Origin of the sequence: Streptomyces xanthochromogenes (assembly GCF_014650455.1) — a bacterium.
In the GTDB taxonomy this organism is placed as follows: domain Bacteria; phylum Actinomycetota; class Actinomycetes; order Streptomycetales; family Streptomycetaceae; genus Streptomyces; species Streptomyces xanthochromogenes.
Genome location: NZ_BMUZ01000007.1, coordinates 172,334 through 178,333, shown reverse-complemented (window position 1 = coordinate 178,333; position 6,000 = coordinate 172,334). Strand labels below are relative to the sequence as shown.

The 6,000-nt window shown below is 71.7% G+C and carries 5 protein-coding genes; 1 reads left to right on the top strand and 4 read right to left on the bottom strand.

Going from position 1 to position 6,000, the window contains the following annotated elements; genetic code table 11:
• From IE267_RS39675 to IE267_RS19825, 4 genes are all read right to left on the bottom strand, one after another.
• Positions 1–325, bottom strand: a 325-nt coding sequence (locus tag IE267_RS39675; protein ID WP_373304573.1) for a GTP-binding protein, incomplete at its 3' end; no start/stop codon positions are given.
• A gap of 40 nt (positions 326–365) precedes the next feature.
• Positions 366–773: a DUF742 domain-containing protein gene (locus IE267_RS19835; RefSeq protein WP_053727885.1), complete on the bottom strand. Its 408-nt coding sequence runs from the start codon at positions 771–773 to the stop codon at positions 366–368.
• Between the two features lie 178 nt (positions 774–951).
• A complete protein-coding gene (locus IE267_RS19830) occupies positions 952–1,365 on the bottom strand; it encodes a roadblock/LC7 domain-containing protein (RefSeq protein WP_100577622.1) in 414 nt (137 codons plus the stop codon).
• Positions 1,366–1,374: 9 nt separating this feature from the next.
• Positions 1,375–5,136, bottom strand: a complete 3,762-nt coding sequence (locus IE267_RS19825) for a sensor histidine kinase (RefSeq protein ID WP_189764126.1) — start codon at positions 5,134–5,136, stop codon at positions 1,375–1,377.
• Between the two features lie 585 nt (positions 5,137–5,721).
• On the opposite strand from IE267_RS19825, the gene IE267_RS19820 reads away from it, so the two are divergent.
• Complete coding sequence (locus tag IE267_RS19820) at positions 5,722–5,937, top strand: hypothetical protein (RefSeq protein WP_167156610.1); 216 nt, start codon at positions 5,722–5,724, stop codon at positions 5,935–5,937.
• Positions 5,938–6,000 lie beyond the last annotated feature (63 nt).

Here is a 6,000-nt window from a genome sequence, read left to right as displayed (position 1 = left end):
CGAAGTAGTCGACGGCGGGGAAGCAGTCGGCGAGGCGGCGGGTGTCGACGAGGACGACGGCGCCGATGGCGCCGCGGACGAGGTCGTCCCACATGAACCAGAAGCGGTCCTGTCCGGGGGTGCCGAAGAGGTAGAGGATGAGGTCCTGGTCGAGGGTGATGCGGCCGAAGTCCATGGCCACGGTGGTGGTGGTCTTGTCTCCGGTGTGGGTCAGGTCGTCGATGCCCGCGCTGGCGGAGGTCATGACGGCTTCGGTGCGCAGGGGGTTGATCTCCGAGACCGCGCCGACGAACGTGGTCTTGCCCACGCCGAAGCCGCCCGCCACCACGATCTTCGCCGACGTGGTGGAACGGGCGGCACCGCCGCTAGAGCTTGCGAAGTCCACTGAGCACCCTCTCGAGCAGCGTTACGTCCGGCGTGCCGCCGGTCTCTCCATTGCCCGGCTGGTGGATGGCCACCATGCCGGCCTCGGCCAGGTCGGCTACGAGGATCCGGGCGACACCGAGCGGCATCTGGAGCAGCGCGGAGACCTCCGCCACCGACTTGACCTCACGGCAGAGGTGGCATATCCGCTGGTGCTCGGGAAGCAGCGTGGCAAGGTGCGCCGGGTCTGCTGTGGTACTGACCAGCGCCTCGATGGCGAGCTGGTAGCGCGGCCTGGTCCGGCCGCCGGTCATGGCGTACGGACGGACCAGCGGCTGGTCGCCTTCACCGTCGTACGCCGCGTCGTGCAGCGCGCCGTACGAATCGTGTGAGGCGGGTGGCGGGGTCATTGGTTCCTCCGGGCGGGGACAGCAAGGCATCTGCAAGCCGTCTGACAAGGCCGGTGGGGGGAAGTGGTGCGGCCAGGACGGATGTTCTGCGTCGTGCGGGAGCCGTACGCGCCGGAGGGGACGGCGCCGCGGTTCCCGACCCCCGGCCTCGCGAGCGGCTCGGCCGGGGGATTTGCGGTCAGTGGAGCAGGCTGCCCTGGAGCTCGGCGCGCAGGTCCGGAGTGAGGACGCTGCCCGCGCGGTCGACCAGGAGGGCCATCTCGTAGCCCACCAGGCCGATGTCGCACTCCGGGTGGGCGAGTACGGCCAGGGAGGAACCGTCGGACACGGACATCAGGAAGAGGAAACCGCGCTCCATCTCGACCACGGTCTGGGCGACGCTGCCCCCCTCGAAGATCCGGGAGGCCCCGGCGGTCAGCGAGGTCAGCCCGGACGCCACGGCGGCCAGCTGGTCGGCGCGGTCGCGCGGGAAACCTTCGGACATGGCGAGGAGCAGGCCGTCGGCGGAGACCACCACCGTGTGGGACACCCCTGGGGTGTTGTCCACAAAGTTGGTGATCAACCAGTTCAGGTTCTGTGCCGCCTGGCTCATCGGACTCAACTAACGCTCCTGCTGGTGAGTGGGGTCCACGTGGAAGCTGCCGGTCGAGCCGTTGTTGACCTGCCGGCCCTGCTGGATGCCCCGGCGGAGATTGGTCAGTCGGCCGCGCACGTCATCGGGCGCCCGGGAGACCTGGGGTCCTGCCTGGTGGTTCTGCTGCTGTGCGGTGCCCGCCACCAGGTTGGCGCGCGGGACCCGCTTGGGAAGTCCGGACGTGGTCACGCCGCCGGCGGCGGGCTTGCGGGCCCGCTCGGCCTGGCGGACCAGGTCGTCGTTGGGCGAACTGCGCCAGGCGCCGCCGCCGTTGGTGCCGCCGTCGCGCACCGGAAGCCGCTCGGGTGCGGGCTGCTGCGGTGCGTCGCCCCGGCCCTGCTGCGCGGCCTGGGGCGCCTGCGGGCCACCTTGCTGCTGGTGGCCGCCCTGCTGCTGGAACCAGTTGGTCTCCAGCGTGTCGTACAGCGGCGTGCGCCCGTCACCGGCACCGGCCGGCGGCAGTGCCTCGGGCTGTGACTGCGCGGGCAGGCTCGCGGCGGGCTGTCGCGGGGCGCCGAAGTCGTTGCCCTCCGGACGCCTGCTCGGAGTACCGGGACCGAAGTCCTGGCCCTGCTGGTACTGCTGCGGCTGGACCGGCTGCGGCGCGGGCGGCCGCGGCGCGTTGAAGTCCGGGCGGGCGAACCCGGAGGTCGCCGCCGGGTTCTGCCGGTCGTCGGCCGAGGGCAGCCCGTACTGGCCGGTGTCCTGGCCGGGACGTGCGAACGAGCCGGTGCCGGCCGGGTCCTGGCCGGGCCGAGTGAACGAGCCGGTGCCGGACGGGTCCTGATCGGGTCGGCCGAACTGCCCGGGGCCGGCCGGGTCCTGACCCGGGCGCGCGAACTGGCCGCCGTTCGAGGACTGGTCGCCGTACCCGTTGTAGCTGCCGGGGCGCTCGAACTGCCCGGTCGCCGCCGGGTCCTGCGCGGCCGGCGCGCCGAACACGTCGGGGCGCACGAACGTGCCGGTGCCCGAACCCTGGTCCTGCTGGGAGCCGGGCGGGGGGCCGTCGAAGTCGGGGCGCGCGAACTCGGCCGTGGCGGCCGGGCCCTGGCGGTCGTCGAGAGCGGGACGCGGGTACTGGCCGGTGTGCTGCTCCGGCTCCTCGTGGCCGCGCGGCGCGTCCAGGGCCGACGACTGGTCGGTGCCCCAGCTCGCCGCCTGCGGCCGGGCCGGCTGCTGCGTCAGCGGGTTGCCGCCGGGCAGCTCGGCACGCGGGGCGCCGGGCGGCGGGGTCATCGGACGGTCACCGCGGCGGGGGGCCGCCGGGGCGCTGCCGAAGGCGTTCTGCTGGCCCTGCTGCTGCGGGGCCTGGCCCTGCTGGGGGCCGCCGTTGCGCGGCGGCAGGGCCGCGCGCGGGCCCTGGCCGCCGGTGACCTGGCCGCGCGGGGCGCCCGCGCCGAGCCGTCCGGCGGGAGCACCCGGGCCGCCGCCGCTGAGCGGGCCGGCCGCGAGCCCGGCACGCGAGGGCGGACCGCCCGCGAGACCGGGACGGCCACCCTGGCCCGCCGGGGCCTGCGGCTGTCCGGCACCCGGCTTGCCGGGCACCTTCTTGCCGCCCTGGGCGACATCGACGGGGAGCATGACGAGCGCGGTGGTGCCGCCGGAGTCCGACGGACGCAGCTGGATGCGGATGCCGTGTCGCAGGGACAGCCGGCCGACCACGAACAGACCCATGCGGCGCGAGACCGAGACGTCCACGGTGGGCGGCGACGCCAGCCGCTCGTTGATCGCGGCGAGGTCCTCGGGGGAGAGGCCGATGCCGGTGTCGTGGATCTCGACCAGGACGCGGCCGTCGGGCAGCGCGTGACCGGTGACGCGGACCTTGGTCTGCGGCGAGGAGAACGAGGTGGCGTTCTCCAGGAGCTCGGCGAGCAGGTGCACGAGGTCGTTGACCACGCGTCCGGCGACCTCGGTCGCGGGCACGGCGGCCAGCTCGATGCGCTCGTACTGCTCCACCTCGGAGGCCGCGGCGCGCAGCACGTCGACCAGCGGGACCGGGCGGGTCCAGCGTCGGCCGGGCTCCTCACCGGCGAGGACGAGGAGGTTTTCGCCGTTACGGCGCATACGGGTCGCGAGGTGGTCCAGCTTGAAGAGCGAGGACAGCTGGTCCGGGTCGGCCTCGCGGGACTCCAGCTCGGAGATGAGCGAGAGCTGACGCTGGATGAGGCCCTGGGAGCGGCGCGAGAGGTTGGTGAACATCGCGTTGACGTTGCCCCGGAGGAGGGCCTGCTCGGCGGCGAGGCGGACGGCCTCGCGGTGCACGTCGTCGAAGGCCGCGGCCACTTGGCCGATCTCGTCGCGCGAGTGCACGCCGACCGATTCCACGGAGGTGTCCACGTCCTGCGGGTCCGACTCCGAGAGCTGCTTGACGAGCTCGGGCAGACGGTCCTGGGCGACCCGGGTCGCCGTGTCCTGCAGGCGGCGCAGCGAGCGGATCATGGAGCGGGCCACGACGAACGCGCCGACCAGCGAGACACCGAGCACGATGAGGATCAGCGCACCGTTGAGGATCGCGTCGCGCTGCGAGGAGTCGCGCAGCTCGCGCGCCTTCTGCTCCATCTCGCCGAGCAGGGTCTGCTCGATGGTCTTCATCTGGTTGATCTTGTTGGAGTCCTGGTCGTACCAGTCGAGGTACGAGCGGCGCTGCTCCTGGTTGATGCCGCCGGTGTTCTTGAGCACGCGCTGCGAGTACGCGTTGGCGGCGGTGATCTCCGAGTTGCCCTTGTCGAGCGGGGCCATCAGCTCGGTGGAGTTGCCGCCGTTGGCCTCGTACACGTTCTGGAACGAGGCGAGCGACTGGCGCTCGCCGTCCTGCGCGGCCTTGGCGTAGAGGCGGTCGGGCTCGGTGAGGTCGCCCGCCTTGTCCTTGGTGGCCGGCAGCGCCGCGGCGATGATCGCGCGCTGGACCGAGGCGTACTCCTTGGCCGAGGAGAAGGCCGCCAGCGCACGGGTGCGCTTGATCATCTCCGGGTTGGAGGTGGCCTGGGCCATGTCCTGGGAGAGGCTGAGCAGACCGCGGATCAGGCGGCTGTAGGACTCGACCGTCTGGGAGTTGGTCGAGCCCTCCTTGTACGCGGTCCTGCGGATGCTCTCCAGGTCCTGCAGCTGGATCGCGATGTTGGTGACGTTGCGCCGGATCGACTCAAGGGCGTCGTCGTTCTCCGTGCCGCTGACGTCCTGGGTCGCGTTGATGAACGACTTCTTGACCAGGTCGGTGGCCGAGCGGTCGGTCTGGACGCGGGCGTCGGAGGTCTGGGTGGAGAGCGGACCCGCGGAGTCGTCGCGCTCGGTCTGGAGCGCGGCGGCGAGCTCGGTCGCCTGCTTGGTCATGTCGGTGAGCAGCTGCATGTGGTCGAGCTGCTGCATGTCGTTCATCGACTGCTGGATGCGCAGCCCGCCCAGGGTGGTCGCGGCCACCACGGGGAGGGCGAGCAGGGCGACGAGCCGGGTCGAGATGCGCCAGTTGCGCAGGGCTATTCGGGAGCACGTGTCCACGGGACCCGTGGGTTTGCGTTCGGCACCGGCGCTGTCGCCTCCTGACGGGCCGGACGGCCCACCGGTGCGGGCCGTCTGGCCGCTCGCCTCGCCGGCCGGCGAGGCGGATGGGTTCTCGGGGCCCCGGGGGTTCTGGGCGTGCTGGGGCGAGGAACTGGCCGTCTTGGGGCCAGTCCCGCCCTGCGGCTCCTGCTCCGCCGCAGCGCTGCCATCCCTCTTGAAACGTCCCTGCACTAGCGTCGCAACCTCTGGACCAGGCGTCCCCCCGCGCTGGGCGGATGGGACGGTGTCGGCGTCATGGGGGCACTGCGCGCCCCCTGTGTGGTCTGAGTGACCGGCGCTTGTCCTGCTCCCCCTCCCGCCGCTCACCCGGCGCTGCGTTGCGCCCCTGCGCACCGGTCAGTTCAGTGACCCGCGGCGGTGCGTGGAATTCCAGCACAGTGCCGGATCTCCAACAAGGCCCGCGTACCGGGCCGTGACCTGAGTGACACATTGTGAGTATCGCGTCACAAGACGTAGAAAGTGATCACGGAGAAAACGGACTTATGCTTACGAGTCACTTACGGGCGGGGGGTGTCCCAGTCGCGATGATCAGGAGCGGAATGAAGGGTTCGATACCGGAATGTCCGTTCCTGGACGGCCAGTTGACGGACCCTTATATCCCTTTTGTGGCTTGATTCGTGAGCAAACTCACATGTTGATCGTCGTCTCTACGGCCCTTTGCCGGGAATTCGAATGTTTAGCCTGACGCTTTACAGGGATGGCCAATCCGACAATCGGTGCCTCGTGGCGCCCGTAAAGACAGGGTTTGTAGCAGAGATGAAAACGACGATGATCATCCGCAACATAGCCAACCCGCGCCGCACCACCCTGGCGCACCTCGCGGACGCCGAGGAGCTGCAGCGGGCGGCCCAGCCGGAGCACACCGTCGAACTGCCGGCCCAGACGGCCAACCCGCGCCGCACCATCCTGATGAAGGCCCCGGCCTCCGCCCCGGCCCCCGCCCCGGCCCAGTCCGAGGCCGCCGCCGTCTGACGGGCCGGCCCCGCGGCGCCGGACCGGCGGCCCGGCGGCCGGGCGGATCGCACGGTCGGCGCC